The sequence below is a fragment of the Propionivibrio pelophilus DSM 12018 genome (genome assembly GCF_059569095.1).
Window position 1 is genome coordinate 21427 of sequence record NZ_JCANUT010000001.1, and the last position, 15473, is coordinate 36899.

The window sequence follows — 15473 nt, forward strand, 5'->3', positions numbered from 1 at the left end:
GGCCCATGCGCATCCTCGAATACATTGGCCTCGACACCGCGCGCGTCGCAAAAACCTATCGCAAGGTCATCGAGGCGATCGCCGCCGACGACTTCCGCGCAACGCAGGTCAAGAAACTGTCGAACCTGAGCCATGGCTAGTTCTACCGCGCCCGACTCGACGACACCAACCGCCTGCTCTTCTCGCTGGTCCGCCATCAGGACGAAGTCTGCGCGCTGATCCTCGAAGTCATCGCCAACCATGACTACGACAAGTCGCGCTTCTTGCGTGGCGCGATTATCGACGAAACGAAAATCCCCGACTGCGATGTCGCCGAAGCCGCGAACGAGGCGCTCCCGCTGCGCTACCTCCACCCCGAGCACGGCACGGTGCATCTGCTCGACAAGCCGACTTCCTTCGACGACGCGCAGGAAGCCATCTACCGCCAGCCCCGTCGTCGGCGGCGCAGGCAGCGGCAAGACCGCACTGACGCTGGAAAAACTGAAGCACGCCGAAGGCGAAACGCTCTACGTCACGCACTCGGCCTTCCGCGACGCGAAGTTCGCGCGCGGCCCGTTCGCCGCGTTGTACGAACTGCTCGCGCCCGCCGCCATCGACGTCAACACCGGCGAGCGGCTGGTGCGCATCGACAGGCACCTCTCGGAATATTTCCTCTTCCAGACCTTCTGGGCGCTGTTCCCGACACGCTTCACCCACTGGCAACGCCGCCCCCTCGGCGCCTTCGAATCGGAAAACATCCTCAAGGCCTGGGAACACCTGCCCGCCAACGTCGTCCCGCCGAACCGCAACAAGAGGCAGCACCTCTCCGGTGTGCTGGCGCGCAACGAAGTCGAACGCGACTACGCCTACAACCGCGCGCTGTTCCAGCGCGTCGCGCAGGGTTGGTACCAGTTCAACCCGAAGCTGTCCGTCCGGCGCCGCGAAAACGGCGAAGAAACCTGGACGCCGATCTTCAAGACCCTGAACCTCCCCTTCCTCAACGAATTCGCCAGAGAGATGCTCACCTCACGCATCGACGTGTATCTCGAACAAGCCGGTCTGCCGGAGCGAACGACACCGATTGTGGCAGAGCGCGCGCTGGCCAAGGCAAGGGAGGAAAAGCAGCGCCTGGAACAGGAAAACAAGGCGCTTCAGGAAAAAAAGGCCGCCCGAAAAGCCCAGCCTCCCGCATGGGGAACGCCTGCAGCCCGGCGCGCCGAAATCGAGCGGATACGTCGAGAAATCGAGGACAAGCGGAAGAAATAGGCGGGCGCGTTTTTCCCGCCCGCATCTGGCGGCGTGCAGATCCCGACGACGAGCGGATGGGTCCTCGCTGATTTGGGCCGCGCGGCGAATTCGGTAGTAGACTGCGCCCTCCCGCGCCAAAGGTCAGCCCTGTCTGGCCTTTGCTGTTTCTGGATGGATTGAAATGACGCATCGCTACGAAGACAACGCCACGCCCGACCTGTTTGGTGAATCGACAACCGGTCTGGCGGAGCCCGCCGCCCCGCCCACCCCTCCAGCGCCCCCTGCCCCCACGGTCACCGCCGAAGACGACGGCGACAGCATCCTGCTGCACGAAACGGCCGCGCGCGACTACCTCGAATACGCCGTCGCCGTGGTCAAGGGCCGCGCGCTGCCGGACGTGAAGGACGGGCAGAAGCCGGTGCAACGGCGCGTACTGTTCGCCATGCACGAACTCGGCCTCGCCGCCGGCGCCAAGCCGGTGAAGTCTGCGCGCGTGGTCGGCGACGTGATCGGTAAATATCACCCGCACGGCGACACCTCGGCCTACGACGCAATGGTGCGCGTCGCGCAGCCGTTCTCGCTGCGCTACCCGCTGGTCGACGGCCAGGGCAACTTCGGCTCGCGCGACGGCGACGGCGCGGCGGCGATGCGTTACACGGAAGCGCGCCTGACGCCGATCGCCGAACTGCTGCTCGGCGAACTCGACGAGGGCACCGTCGACTTCCAGCCGAACTACGACGGCTCCTTCGACGAACCGGCCTACCTGCCCGCCCGCCTGCCCTTTTCGCTGTTGAACGGCGCTTCCGGCATCGCCGTCGGCATGGCCACCGAAATGCCGCCGCACAACCTGCAGGAAGTCGCCAACGCCGCGATCTGCCTGATCGAGAACCCACAGGCCGGCCTCGTCGAGCTAATGCAGCACATCCCCGGCCCCGACTACCCCGGTGGCGCGCAGATCATCTCCACTGAAGCCGAAATCGCCAGTGCCTACGCCAGCAGCCGCGGCAGCCTGCGTGTGCGCGCCCGCTACGAGTTCGAGGAGATGGCGCGCGGCGCCTGGCAACTCGTCATCAAGGAACTGCCGCCCGGCGTCTCGACCGCCAAGGTGCTCTCCGAAATCGGCGCGTTGATGAACCCGCAGCCGAAACCGGGCAAGAAGGCGATCGAACAGTCGGCGGCGCAGTTGAAGGCGCTGTTCGCCGCACACCTCGAACGCGCCCGCGACGAGTCGGGCAAGGACGACGACGTGCGGCTCGTCTTCGAGCCGGTCAGTTCGCGCCTCGACCGCGACGAATTCGTCGCCCTGCTGCTGGCGCATACCAGCCTCGAAACCACCGCGCCGATCAACCTCGTCGCGGTCGGCATCGACGGCCGTCCGTGCCAGAAAACGCTGGCCGACCTGATTGGCGAGTGGTGCCAGTTCCGCCTGACCACCGTGCGCCGGCGCAGCGAATTCCGCCTCGGCAAGGCCAACGACCGCATCCACATCCTCGAAGGCCGGCACATCGTCTTCCTCAACATCGACGAAGTGATCCACCTCATCCGCGAGTCGGACGAGCCGAAACCCGCGCTGATGGCGCGTTTCAACCTCTCGGAGCGGCAGGCCGACGACATCCTCGAAATCCGCCTGCGCCAGCTGGCGCGGCTCGAAGGCATCAAGATCGAGCAGGAACTCGAAAAGCTGCGCACCGAAAAGGCGGAGTTGGAAAAGCTGTTGGGCAGCGACACGTTGATGCGCCGCCTCGTGGTGCGCGAAATCAAGGCCGACGCCGCCAAGCACGGCGACGCGCGCCGGACCTTGATCGAAGCGGCATCGATGGCCTCGCGCTCGGAAGTCGCCGCCGTCGCCGACGAGCCGGTGACGCTGATCGTCTCGGCCAAGGGCTGGGCGCGAGTGCGCCAGGGCCATAACCTCGATCTCTCCGCCGTCGCCTACAAGGACGGCGACGGGCCCGGCGTCAACTACGAATGCCGCTCGGTCGACTCGCTGGTCATCCTCTCCAACGAAGGCCGCGCCTTCACCGTGCCGATCGCCGCGCTGCCCGACGGCCGCGGCATGGGCGCGCCGCTGCCCTCGTTCGTCGACATGGGCAACAGCCGCATCGCCCACGTGCTGGTCGGCAAGCCGGAAGACGAACTCCTCGTCGCCAAGACCTCCGGCTACGGCTTCATCTGCACCTACGGCGACCTGCTCTCGCGGCAGAAGGCCGGCAAGGCGTTTTTGACCGTGGAAGACGGCGCGACCATCCTGCCGCCGACGCGCGTGATCGAAGCCGACCATCTCGCCGCGCTCTCGGAGGACGGCCGCCTGCTCGTCTTCCCGCTCGACCAGATGAAACGGCTGTCGGGCGGCAAGGGCGTGCAGATCATCGGGCTGAAGGACAAGGAGAGCCTGAAGTCGGCGATCGCAATCAAAGGAGCAACGGCCCGCATCACCGGCATCTTCCGCAATCGTCCGAAGGAACTCCTCTCGGAAGAAAAGCACCTCGGCCAGCGCGCGCGGCGCGGCGCGGCGGTGGGGCTGATCAACAATCCGGTGCTGGAGAGCATCCCAGCGACCTCCGGCACGGAGGACTGAACGCATGGAACTGGAACGCTTGCTCCGCTCGCAAGGCTTCGGCAGTCGCGCCGACTGCCGGGCGCTGGTCCGCACCGGCCGGGTGCGCCTTGGCGACGAAATCTGCGACGACCCTTACCGCGACATCGATCCGGACGGGCTGACCTTCAACGTCGATGACACACCCTGGGTCTTTCGCCCGCAGGCCTACCTCGTCCTGCACAAGCCGGCGGACTACGAATGCTCGCACAAGCCACGCTTTCACCCGAGCGTCTACTCCCTGCTGCCGCGACCACTGGTAACGCGCGGTGTGCAGGCCGTCGGTCGTCTCGACGAGGACACCACGGGACTGTTGCTTCTGTCCGACGACGGCCAGTTCATCCATCGCTGCACGTCGCCGAAAAAGCGCGTCGCCAAGATCTACGACGTCACGACGAAACATCCGGTCGACGACGCGCAGATCACGGCCCTGCTCAGTGGCGTGCTGCTCAACGACGACCCGGAACCGGTCGCCGCGCTGGCGTGCGAGAAGATCGCCGACAACCTCCTGCGTCTGACGATCACCGAGGGGAAATACCACCAGGTCAAGCGCATGATCGCGGCAGTGAGCAACCGCGTCGAAGGATTGCACCGCCGCGCCATCGGCGAATACGAACTCCCCGCCGACCTCAAGCCGGGCGAATGGCGCTGGCTTGAGGCGAGCGACCTCTCCCGGATCGAGACCCCGCTTGAAGCCGCCTGACGCCAGCGTTCACTGCAGGCTGGCGACCAGCGCGGCCTCCTGCTTGTGCCAGCGCAGGGGCAGGATATAGGCCTTGACGTTGCGCGGCACCTGGATGGCCCTGGCACTGCCGGCTACGACGACCGGAACCGAGATCATGAAGTCCGGCCCGAACACGCGCCGGGCATTGCCGGAGATGGTATTGGCGACCTCCCCGACGAGATCGCTCAGGTTGACATCCGACAGATCGGGTTCGCCGACGCGCAACAGCAGGTTGCGCAGCAGTTCCCGCTGCGCGGTGAAATAGACGCAGCCGGGGCGATTGCCGGAAATCCCGATGACGCCGGTGAAATCGTAGATCGGCAAGGCCGACGGTTCGCCGAGGTACGGCGTGCCGAGATCGGGCAAACGGCCGGTCTGCCGCTCGAAATACTGATTGACGATCTCGACGAAGGCGCGCAGTTCCTGTTCTTCCATTTCAATCGTCCCCCAGCAGTTCGTCCATCGCCTCGGTCAGGTCGGCCTCGGAAAACGGTTTGCAGAGAAAACCCTGCGCGCCTTCCTTGAGTGCCTGAATGGCCGTGGCCTTGTCCGCCAGCGCGGAGACGACGAGGATATGCACCTGCGGATTCAACCGCCGCAGGGCGCGGATGCATTCCAGGCCGTCCATCCGCGGCATGGTCAGATCCATCGTCACCACGTCGGGCCGGGCAGCGGAAAACTGGCGCACGGCCTCCTCGCCGTCGCCGGCGGTGGCCACCACGGCCATGTCATGCCGCGACAGCGTGCGGGCGATCTTGCTGCGAATGATGTTCGAGTCGTCGACGATCATCAGCTTGAGTCCCATCACGCCGCCTCCCTGACCGGTTCGACTTTCTTCGCCGCAAGCGAATGTTCTCCGCGCAACGGGAGTTGCACGCGGAAATGGCAGTATTCGCCGCGGGTCGATCCGACCCGGATGCGCCCGCCTTGCCGCGACACGATCTCCTTCACGGCGTCGAGGCCGATCCCGCGCCCGGCGTCCATGTCGGGCCGGTCGCGCGTCGAAAAGCCGGGTTCGAAGATCATCATCGTCAGCCGGCGCACATCGAGCATGGCCGCCATTTCTGCCGTCACCCGCCCGGAAGCGATGGCGGTCTGCTTCACCTTGTCGAGATCGATGCCCGCGCCATCATCGCGGAAACTCAGTTCAAGAGAACCATCGCCCTGGTCGGAAACGTAGACCGACAGTCGCGCGGTTTCCGGCTTGCCCCGCCGCCGGCGTTCGGCCGGGGATTCGACGCCGTGGGCCAGCGCGTTGCGGACGAACTGGTTGACGACGCTGTTCACTGTTTCCCGGAGAAACGGCGAAAGCGTCCCGAGATCCACCCCCTGGTAAACCAATTCGACCTTCTTGTGCAGCCGTTCGGCCAGTTGCAGTACGAAGCCGCTCCACTGCTGGACGAGCGGCTGTTGCGCCGCTGTGCCGCCATCCGGCGCCGGCCGCGGGGGCTCGACGCTGACCACGCTGCGCATCTGGTTGATTCGCGTGATGATTTCCTGGATGGACTGGAGTCCGGAAAAGAGCTCCTTGATGCGCACGGCGACTGGCAGCAGATCTTCGCCCTTGCGCCGGGTACGCCCACGCAGCTCCTGCAACAGCGTCTCCAGCCCATGCAGCGTTTCGGTCGGCGTATCGAGCTGCAGCGCCGCCGCATCACCTTTCAGCCGGTGGGCGATGCGCAGCATCGCGTCGATCCCGCCAGCGTCCACCCCGTTCGTCGGGTGACTGTTCCGCAATACCTCGTTGATCCGGTTCAGGCCGCTGCTCGCGCCGGCCAGAAACGCCTGCAGCGACTGCGGGTCGGCCTGCAGGACGTGGACCATCATCGCCATCTGGTCCTGCACGCGACGTTCGCTTTCCTGGAGTTCCCGCTCCAGGCGAACCTGGCGGCTGATGTCGTTGGCTGTCACCAGCAAATGGGTGACTCTGCCATTCCGCATGACCCGGTTGAAACGGATCTGGAGGAAGCGGGTATCCACGCTGCCGTCGTTCCGTACCGCGGCGATTTCGAGGCAATCGAGCGGGTTCAGGCTGGCCACCAGTTTTTCCTTGACGTCGTGACGCAGCAGCAGCTCGATGTATTCCCTGGCCGTGTCGTAGGTTTTCTGCGAGACGGAGGGCCGCAACAGTTCAAGGAAGTTTGCGCCCGGGCGCACGTCGAATCCGAGCACCTTTGACAACGCCTGCGAGGTCTGCGAGCCCATGCACGAGCGGTGGTCAAGCAGGAACAACCCGTCCTGCGTGGTCCGGAAGATATCCTCGGTTTCCCGGTGAGCCTGTTCGACGCGGATCGAAAACACCAACCCGACGCCCAGCAGGAGCACCCCGACGAGGCCCGCGCCGATGACCACATAATCCATTTGGCGTGAAAGCGCCAGCATCGGATCGGCGGAACCGTAATCGATCCCCACGAACACCGCGCCGCGCACGCCGTTGTCGAACGCCACGGGTACGTAGGTGGACATGTGCAGGCGGTCGAACAGGGTGATATGCCCGGAGTATTCCCTGCCAGCATCAAGCGCCCTGGCGGCCTCCGAAGCCGGATCGAGCGCGGTGCCGATCGCCTGCTGGCCGTCAGCCTTCTTCAGCGTCGTTGCCGCGCGCAGATACCGCCCGTCCCTGTGGATGAACAGGGTGGCCACCGTACGCCCCTCCGCGCTGAACGCATCGAGCAATCCGTCGCGTGCCAACTCGGCGTCACTCCACGACTCGGGGTGGTTGCGAATCCCCTTGAGCGCGTGCGCCAGCGCGCTGGTCTGATTCTCCAGCGCTTTGTCGGTCAGCTGCGGAATCATCGACAGTTTGATGAAAGCCACGATGGCAACCACGACAAGTACCGCGGTGACACAGGATGCCAGGAGCAATTTCGTCGCTACCGATTTCGATTTGAGCATCATGCCGTTCGCCCTCCGGAAAAATACTCATCGCATACTCCCAGAATCGCTCCGGCATGTGCATCAGTAACTTCCGCCGTGATCCGCAGGAACTACGGAGCCGTCACCAGGCGCCCGCCTTCACCTCTGTCCGGACAACGCGCCAGAGAGCGCGGCAAGCTGCTGAATCGAAGCGGTTTCCGGCTCTGTTTTCATGCTAATCTTCGCGCGTTTTCAGGGGTTGGACCGACATCGTGCAGGCAGGGAGCAGGCATTGAAAAAACAATGGGTTCTGGAGTCCGTCGGCGCCGACGGCACCCGTTCCGATTTTGTCATTACGCAGCTGCCGTGCCGGATCGGGCGCAGCAAGGACAATGACCTCGTGATCGCCAACCTCGGCCTGAGCCGGGACCAGGCGGTCATCGCCCGCGACATCACCGGCCAGCTCCGCCTCACCGACGAGAACAGCACGAACGGCACCTTCGTCAATCGACACCGTATCGACGGCTATTGCCTGCTCCGGGAAAACGACGTCATCCACTTCGCCAGCGCCGAGTTCAAGCTGCGCCGCCGGCTGCTGGACGATGAGAACACGCTGTCGTTCGACCAGATGCTGACCATGGTCATGCCGGCCGGGGCTCCGCTATCCGAGCACTTCGCCCCGAACGAAGCCGAACTCGATGAATTGATCATGGGCCGGGGCATCTCCGGCGCCGCGCAACCGATCGTCGATGCCGTGTCCCGACAGGTCGTCGCGTATGAACTGCTCGGGCGCGCCAACCATCCGCGCCTGCCGGGCAGCCCGATCGAACTTTTCGCTCTGGCGGAGGCGCTCGACCGCGAAGAAGCGCTGAGTCAGGCCTTCCGCGACTTCGGCATCAACCAGGTCTCCCCGCGCATGAACGGCAACACCCTGTTCATCAACGCCCATCCGAAGGAAACATTCAGCGAAGCGTTCCTCGCCTCACTGGAGCGGATCCGGAAAGCCTGGCCAACGCTGGACATCGTCGTGGAAATCCACGAATCGGCAGTCACCCGGATCGAAAAGCTGCGCGAACTGGCCAACCGGCTGGAGGAACTCGGCATCCGCTTCGCTTACGACGACTTCGGCGCCGGACAAGCCCGCCTGCTCGAACTGGCCGATGTGCCGGCGCATTTCGTCAAGTTCGACATGACCCTGATTCGCGGGCTGCACAACGCGAGCGAACGCAAGCAGAAAATCGTTCGCGATCTGGTGCAGATGGTTCTCGCCACCGGATCGGTGCCGCTCGCGGAGGGAGTGGAGGACGAAGCCGAGGCGCAAGCCTGCATCGAGATGGGCTTCCGCCTGATCCAGGGCTACCTCACCGGACGGCCGGTTCCCGTCGACACGCTGTAGCACACGCGGCCAGAACGGCCTTCAGCAGCCGCCAGCAATCGCCGACCGACGCGGCCTCCACCGCCTCGCCAGGCGCATGCGCACCGCGGATCGTCGGCCCGAACGACACCATGTCCATGCCCGGATACTTGCCGCCGATCAGCCCGCACTCCAGCCCGGCGTGAATCACCTGGGTGGTCGCCTCGCTGCCGAACTCCTGGCGAAAAACGTCGCGGCACAGCGCCAGCAACGGCGACGCCGGGTTGGGTTTCCATCCCGGATAGTGTCCCGAGAGTTCTGCAGTTGTGCCCGAAAGCACAAAGAGGCTGACGATCTGGTTGGCCAGTTCGATGCCGGCGCTATCGACCAGCGAGCGAACCATGAAGCTGGCCGTTCCCGCCCGCGTCTGAAGATCGACAACACCAAGATTGACCGAGGTTTCGACAACGCCGGGCACCGTCACGCTCATGCGCAGGACTCCCTGCGGCGCCGCGTGCAGCGAGGCCAGCCAGGCGGTCTGATCGGTGAGCGCCATCACTTCGCCTACGGCCAATGGCACGAACGACACGCTGACATTCTCGTCCACTCCGGCCAGCTCGCTGCGGAACGTCGCCTGCAGATCGGCCAGCATCTCCCCCACCGCCCCCATCGCCTCGCCCGGAACGGCAAGTGTGGCGGACGCTTCGCGCGGCAACGCATTGCGCGCCGTGCCGCCACTGAGCGTAGCGAGACGCAATGGCCAACGCCGCTCCATCTCCCGCAGAGTACGCACCAGCAGCGTGATCGCACTGCCGCGCCCTTCGTGGACATTCACTCCAGAATGCCCGCCGCGCAACCCGCGCACATCGATGCGCAGGCCGGCATATCCTGCCGGAACGACTTCTGGCACCCCCGCGCGCGCAACATTCACATCGACACCACCCGCGCAGCCGAGGTAGAACTGCCCCCATTCCTCGGTGTCCAGATTGAGCAACATCTGCCCCTGCAGCGCTCGCGGATCAAGGCCCCGCGCACCGCCCATGCCGCACTCCTCGTCGACCGTGAACAATGCTTCGAGCGGTCCATGGACCAGCGAAGCGTCTTCCAGCGCAGCCAGCATCAGCGCGACGCCGATGCCGTTGTCCGCGCCGAGCGTGGTTTCCTCGGCGACCAGCCAGCCGTCGCGCAAGACGGGAACGATCGGATCGCGGGTGAAATCGTGTTCCCTTCCACCGTTTTTCTGGCAGACCATGTCCAGATGCGATTGCAGGACGGCACCAGGCGAAGCCTCGCAACCCTTGCTTGCCGGCTTGCGCACGACCAGATTGCCGGCCGCATCGACATGGGCATCCAGCCCCCGTTCCGTGGCCCATTGCTGCAGATGCTCGCGCACGCGGGCCTCGCCCTTGGAGGGCCGCGGAATCGCGCAAAGCATCGCGAAATGCGCCCAGACGGAGACTGGCTGAAGATCGTTGAAAACGCTGGAAGAGTTCATTTCACACCGGAAAATCGCAGGAACGAGCCACAGTTTACCGCGCCCGACACCTTGCCCGACTACCCGCCCCCCGCAGGTTCACGTATCATTGCGCCTTTCGAGAGTTTCGGTCTCTTGCGGGAGACATTCTCACCCCGGAGTTTGCGGGCGCCACTCTCGCTCGTAGCGGCCTCGATCGCGGCTGCCTTGATCTCAGAAATTCAGGAGTTTCGCTCGTGCAGCCCCGCCGTTACCATCCCGCGCTTCGTATCCTTCACTGGGCAATCGCGTTGCTCATCATTGCGGCCCTCTTCCTCGGAACCTTCGTCATGGCCCCGATGGACAACACCGCCCCGGGGAAAACCTTCGCCCTGCTCAAGCACATGGCCGCCGGCACGCTGATCTTCGCCTTGTGCGTCGCACGGATGTTCATCCGCCCGAAGACGAAGCGCCCCGCGCCGATGCTCTCCGGGATCGCCATCGCCGACCGCATCGTCCCGTTCGTGCATCGCATCTTCGACGTTCTGGTGCTGATCATGATCGCCAGCGGGATCGTCATGGCGATCAAGGCCGGCCTGCCGGAAATCCTGTTCAACAAGCGGGTGGTGCTGCCCGCCAGTTTCAACAACGTTCCGCTGCATTCCCTGCACGTTTTCACGGCCCGTGTGCTCGCGGCCATCGTCGCCCTGCACGTGGTCGGCGCCTTCTACCACCAATTCATCCTGCGCGACGGCCTGCTCTCGCGCATGTCGCTCCCCTTCGGCAGGCGACAAACCGCTGCGCGATGACGCATTCCCTGCACATATAAAAAAATCCCGCACCGGTGTGGCACGGGATTGAAAGTCCCATCGTTGCGATGGGTCAGGGAGGGTCAAACATTGTCAGCGGAGACACTGAAACAATGCGTGCAGTTTACGCGCTGGACAGAAGCGGCGTCTGTTGCAGCCCCTAAGCTCATCTGTAACCATCCGTAACAAAAAAATCCGTACAGCGCGCCGGCAGCATTTTCCCCGGAGCGTTTGTAGTCTATCCTCTGCAAAAATCGCCAACGAGGGAGAACGTGCATGAAGAGGAAATCGTGGGGACTCGCGGCACTCATCGTCGTACTGCTGGGCGGCATCGCTGCGTACTTTCTGTTCTTCAATCCGGCCGACAGGCCGTCAACGATCACTGCGGCCGTATCGCCTCCGCCCGCGCAAATCCCTGCCGCTCCCGAACCGACACCTCCAAAACCGATCTCTCCACCGCCCGCACCGGAAGCGCCGGCAATTCTCCATCCGATCGAGGCAATACCCCCTGAAACGCCGCTACCTGAACTCGGCCAGAGCGATGCGCCGTTCCGCAAGGCACTCGGCGAAATCCTGGGCCGGAAGGGGCTCGCGCAGGTGCTCTCGGAAGAGCTCATTTACCACATCGTTGTCACCGTCGATAACCTGCCACGCAAGCACCTCCCCGCATCCATCGTACCGCTCAAGCGCGCAGGAGGCGCCTTCATCACCGACGGCAAGAATGAAACACTGGCGATCGGAAAAGCCAACTCCGCCCGCTATGCGAGTTATGCCGCTGTTGCGAAAGCCCTCGACAGCGCGAAACTCGTTGCCGTGTATCGCCGTTTCTATCCCCTGTTCCAGAAGGCCTACGCCGAGATCGGCTATCCGAATGCCAATTTCAACGATCGCCTCGTCGTCGCCATCGACGATCTGCTCGCCTCCCCCGACCCGGAGCCGCCGGTCAAGCTGCAACAGCCGAGGATCCTCTTCGAATATGCCGACCCGGATCTGGAATCCCGCTCGGCGGGGCAGAAGATCATGATGAGGATCGGCCGTGAAAACGCTGCCGTGCTCAAAAGGAAGCTGGCGGAAATAAGACAGCAGGTAGCCCGCCCGTAAAGCGCTTAACAGGCTTTGATCGGGCTGGCGTTCGTTGTATTCTGTCGCCCTTTTGCGAAAACCGATGGTGGCCGATGGTGAATTATCCCGGCCCTGTCGTGATTCGTTTTCCGACCAACCCGACCCGGAGTTCCCATGCAACGACTGACGAAACTGTTTGCCGCCGTGTGCTGCCTGAGCGCACTGGCCGCCACCCCGGCCATCGCCCGCGACTGGAGCGAGATCAAGAGCTCCGGAACGATCGTTGCCGCCACCGAGGGTGCCTTCGCGCCGTTCAATTATTACGAAGGCAAGACGCTCACCGGCTACGAGGTCGATGTCGCCGAAGCGATCGCCAAGAAGATGGGACTCAAGCTTGAGTGGCGTGTCGTTCCCTTTGATGCACAGCTAGCCGCCGTCAAGCAGGACCGCTTCGACTTCGCCATTGCCTCGCACGGATACACCAAGGAACGCGCCGAAGCCGTGGATTTCGCCAGCCCGCACTATTGCACCGGCGGACAGATCGCCACGCACAAGGGCGGACCCCTGACTTCCGCGGAACTGAAAGGGAAAACGGTCGGCGTGCAACTGGCGACCAGCTACTTCAACGCCGCCAGGAAGATCGAGGGCGTCAAGGAAGTGAAGACCTACAAGTCCGATCCTGAAGCCTTCTCCGCGCTGCGGGCGAAGAAAATCGACGCCTGGATCTCCGACAAATTCACCGTCATGGAAACGCTCAAGAAGAACGCCAAGGCGGACATCGTGACCGGCGAACAGGTTTTCGTCGAGCGCGTGTCGCTGATCATGCGCAAGAACAACAAGGAATTCATGGACCAGATCAACCAGACGATCGCCGACCTGATCAAGGACGGCACCTTCGCCACGGTCTCCAGGAAGTATTTCAACGAAGACATCACCTGCCGTTAAGCGGCGCGGCGAAGCACGATGAACTGGATCTCGCGGCACCCGGCGTGGACCATGGTCGCGGCCATGGTCGGCCTGCTGGCCTTTCTCTGGGGGCTGGCCATTCCGCTTTCCGCGGCGCCGGCGCCGATCGGCCCGGCGGCCGAGCAATTCGCCGACGGCGCACGCATCACGGTCTGGCTGACGCTGATCGCCGGCTCCGCCGGGATCGTGCTGGGCGTTCTCGGCGGCATGGGCAAGCTCTCGAAGTTCCCGCCGCTGAAATGGCTCTGTGACTTCTACGTCTGGCTGATCCGCGGCACGCCGCTGCTCCTGCAGATCCTGTTCGTCTGGCTGGTCGTCCCCACCATTCTTCCCGACAGCCTCCAGCTCTCCGATTTCGCCTGTGCCGCCATCGCCCTGTCGCTGAACATCGGCGCCTACAACACCGAATGCGTCCGCGCCGGCATCCTCGCCGTGCCGCACGGTCAGGTCGAAGCCGCCCGGGCACTGGGCCTGTCGCCGCTGCAAACGTTCATGGACGTAATCCTGCCGCAGAGCATGCGCGTCGCCCTGCCGGCGCTGGCCAACAACCTTGCCTCGCTGGTCAAGGATTCGTCGCTTGCCTACGCGATCAGCGTCGTCGAACTGACCATGGTCGGTTACCGCATTCAGGCCGAGAGCTACCAGCCGATTCCCGTGTTCCTCACGATCGCCTCGATCTACCTGATCCTTACCACCGCGTTCACCACGCTGACCTCGGCGCTGGAAGCGCAGCTGCAAACCGGCCAGAAACGCTGAAATCGCCCATGCCCGCCCAGCCCGCTACAGACCAACCGATCATCGTCGCGCGCAACATCGACAAGCGTTTCGGCGCCTTCCACGCCCTGCGCAACGTCTCCGCCAGTTTCAACGAAGGTCAGGTCACGGCCATCGTCGGCCCGTCCGGGTCGGGGAAGTCGACTTTCCTGCGCACGCTCAACCGACTGGAGAAACACGACAGCGGCAGCATCGTCGTCGACGGCATCGAACTCAACGACGACCTGAAACATCTCGAAACCATCCGGCGCGAGGTCGGCATGGTCTTCCAGAGCTTCAACCTGTTCTCGCACCTGACCATCCTGCGCAATATCACGCTGGCGCCGATGCGCGTACGCAAAATGTCGCGCGCCGATGCCGAAGCCAAGGCGCTGGCCCTGCTCGACCGTGTCGGCCTGAAAAATCAGGCGAGCAAGTACCCGGTGCAGCTTTCCGGCGGCCAGCAGCAGCGCGTCGCCATCGCCCGCGCGCTGGCCATGGACCCGAAGGTGCTGCTGTTCGACGAGCCGACTTCGGCACTCGACCCGGAAATGGTCAACGAAGTCCTCACCGTCATGCGCGAACTGGCGCACACCGGCATCACCATGCTGGTGGTCACGCACGAAATGGGTTTCGCCAAGGAAGTGGCCGACCGCGTCATCTTTTTCGACGAAGGCGCCATTCTCGAAGACACCACGCCGCAGGCCTTCTTCACCAACCCCGACCACGAGCGCGCCCAGGCCTTTCTGGCCCAGGTAAGGCACGGCTTCTGAATCAGCTGGCCTGCTTCGCCCCGAACAGGGGCATCAGTTGTACCGCCAGGATGCACACGAGGATCAGCGCACACCCGGCCAATCCCGCCGCGCTCAGACGGTCGCCCATCAGCAGAAAGCCAAACAGCGCGGCGAACAGCGTCTCCGCCGACAGGATGATCGCCGCATCGGCGGCCTCGGCGTAACGCTGTCCGACCACCTGGCCGGTATAGGCGATACCGACGGAGATGATGCCGGTGTAAAGGATCGGCATCGCCGCCAGGCGGATCCCGGCGAGTGAAATCGACTCGGTGAAAACGGCCCAGAGCAGGCAGGCCACGCCGCAGACCAGAAACTGCCCCGCTGCCACCAGGAAAGGCGCCGCCAGCCGATCGGCCACTCGCCCGACGAGCATGACGTGCAGCGCCCAGAACAGGCTGCTGGCGATCACCCACAGATCACCGGCACTGATCGCCACTTGCTGCGCTCCAGACAACAGCCAGGTGCCGACCAGGCAGCCGAGCGAGGTCGGCCAGACAGACCAATGCGGACGCGCACGCAGGAGCAGCCACGAGATCAACGGCACCAGCGGCACGTAGAGCGCCGTCAGAAAGCCGGCGTTGGTCACCGTCGTGCCGTTGATGCCGATCTGCTGGAACACCGCACCGAGCATCAGGAGCAGGCCGAGGCCCAGTACGCCGAGCCACTCTCTCCGCCCCGGCGGCAGATCGCGCCGGGATACCATCCGCAAGTCGCGCCAGGCAAACGGCGCGATGATGAGCGTTCCGAGCAGGAAACGAACGCCAGTGAAGGTGTAAGGCTCGACGCCCACCTTCGCGTGGGCCTGGGCGACGAACGCCGACCCCCAGATCAGGGCGACGAGAAGCAGCAGCAGATTGGCTTGGGTGCGGGACACGGGAA

General features: G+C 64.1%; 15 protein-coding genes. 10 read left to right on the forward strand and 5 right to left on the reverse strand.

Annotation, left to right across the window (positions count from 1 at the left end; all coding sequences use genetic code 11):
* Positions 1-5 precede the first annotated feature (5 nt).
* The 4 genes from BO74_RS00120 to BO74_RS00135 all read left to right on the forward strand — a co-directional run bounded on the left by BO74_RS00120 (position 6) and on the right by BO74_RS00135 (position 4526).
* On the forward strand, positions 6-140 hold the full coding sequence (locus tag BO74_RS00120) for a hypothetical protein (protein WP_496439128.1): 135 nt from the start codon (positions 6-8) through the stop codon (positions 138-140).
* Between the two features lie 166 nt (positions 141-306).
* On the forward strand, positions 307-1245 hold the full coding sequence (locus BO74_RS00125; RefSeq protein ID WP_496439129.1) for a hypothetical protein: 939 nt from the start codon (positions 307-309) through the stop codon (positions 1243-1245).
* Between the two features lie 163 nt (positions 1246-1408).
* Positions 1409-3805, forward strand: a complete 2397-nt coding sequence (locus BO74_RS00130; RefSeq protein WP_496439130.1) for a DNA topoisomerase IV subunit A — start codon at positions 1409-1411, stop codon at positions 3803-3805.
* Positions 3806-3809: 4 nt separating this feature from the next.
* Positions 3810-4526, forward strand: a complete 717-nt coding sequence (locus BO74_RS00135) for a 16S rRNA pseudouridine(516) synthase (RefSeq protein WP_496439132.1) — start codon at positions 3810-3812, stop codon at positions 4524-4526.
* Positions 4527-4535: 9 nt separating this feature from the next.
* Here the strand turns inward: BO74_RS00135 and BO74_RS00140 are convergent, their stop codons facing one another.
* Genes BO74_RS00140 through BO74_RS00150 form a run of 3 tightly spaced genes read right to left on the reverse strand, consistent with a single transcriptional unit; the run spans position 4536 to position 7445 of the window.
* A complete protein-coding gene (locus BO74_RS00140; RefSeq protein ID WP_496439133.1) occupies positions 4536-4982 on the reverse strand; it encodes a chemotaxis protein CheX in 447 nt (148 codons plus the stop codon).
* A 1-nt stretch (position 4983) separates the two neighbouring features.
* Complete coding sequence (locus BO74_RS00145; protein WP_496439135.1) at positions 4984-5352, reverse strand: response regulator; 369 nt, start codon at positions 5350-5352, stop codon at positions 4984-4986.
* On the reverse strand, positions 5352-7445 hold the full coding sequence (locus BO74_RS00150; protein ID WP_496439137.1) for a Cache 3/Cache 2 fusion domain-containing protein: 2094 nt from the start codon (positions 7443-7445) through the stop codon (positions 5352-5354). The genes BO74_RS00145 and BO74_RS00150 overlap by 1 nt, the downstream gene beginning before the upstream one ends.
* Before the next feature lie 250 nt (positions 7446-7695).
* Here BO74_RS00150 and BO74_RS00155 point away from each other — a divergent pair, with 250 nt between their 5' ends.
* On the forward strand, positions 7696-8799 hold the full coding sequence (locus tag BO74_RS00155; protein WP_496439139.1) for an EAL domain-containing protein: 1104 nt from the start codon (positions 7696-7698) through the stop codon (positions 8797-8799).
* Here the strand turns inward: BO74_RS00155 and BO74_RS00160 are convergent.
* On the reverse strand, positions 8765-10252 hold the full coding sequence (locus tag BO74_RS00160) for an aminoacyl-histidine dipeptidase (protein WP_496439141.1): 1488 nt from the start codon (positions 10250-10252) through the stop codon (positions 8765-8767). The genes BO74_RS00155 and BO74_RS00160 overlap by 35 nt on opposite strands.
* A 215-nt stretch (positions 10253-10467) precedes the next feature.
* On the opposite strand from BO74_RS00160, the gene BO74_RS00165 reads away from it, so the two are divergent.
* The 5 genes from BO74_RS00165 (at position 10468) to BO74_RS00185 (ending at position 14573) form a co-directional block, all read left to right on the forward strand.
* Positions 10468-11019: a cytochrome b gene (locus BO74_RS00165; protein ID WP_496439143.1), complete on the forward strand. Its 552-nt coding sequence runs from the start codon at positions 10468-10470 to the stop codon at positions 11017-11019.
* A 276-nt stretch (positions 11020-11295) separates the two neighbouring features.
* Positions 11296-12120: a DUF3014 domain-containing protein gene (locus tag BO74_RS00170; protein WP_496439146.1), complete on the forward strand. Its 825-nt coding sequence runs from the start codon at positions 11296-11298 to the stop codon at positions 12118-12120.
* 135 nt (positions 12121-12255) lie between these two features.
* Positions 12256-13026: an ABC transporter substrate-binding protein gene (locus BO74_RS00175; RefSeq protein WP_496439148.1), complete on the forward strand. Its 771-nt coding sequence runs from the start codon at positions 12256-12258 to the stop codon at positions 13024-13026.
* A gap of 18 nt (positions 13027-13044) precedes the next feature.
* Positions 13045-13803 carry an amino acid ABC transporter permease gene (locus BO74_RS00180; protein ID WP_496439149.1) on the forward strand — a complete coding sequence of 253 codons (759 nt, stop codon included), beginning with the start codon at positions 13045-13047 and terminating at the stop codon, positions 13801-13803.
* A 38-nt stretch (positions 13804-13841) separates the two neighbouring features.
* Positions 13842-14573, forward strand: coding sequence for an amino acid ABC transporter ATP-binding protein (locus BO74_RS00185; RefSeq protein ID WP_496439464.1), 732 nt, complete (start codon positions 13842-13844; stop codon positions 14571-14573).
* A 1-nt stretch (position 14574) separates the two neighbouring features.
* Here BO74_RS00185 and BO74_RS00190 read toward each other — a convergent pair whose 3' ends face one another.
* On the reverse strand, positions 14575-15468 hold the full coding sequence (locus tag BO74_RS00190; RefSeq protein ID WP_496439150.1) for a DMT family transporter: 894 nt from the start codon (positions 15466-15468) through the stop codon (positions 14575-14577).
* Positions 15469-15473 lie beyond the last annotated feature (5 nt).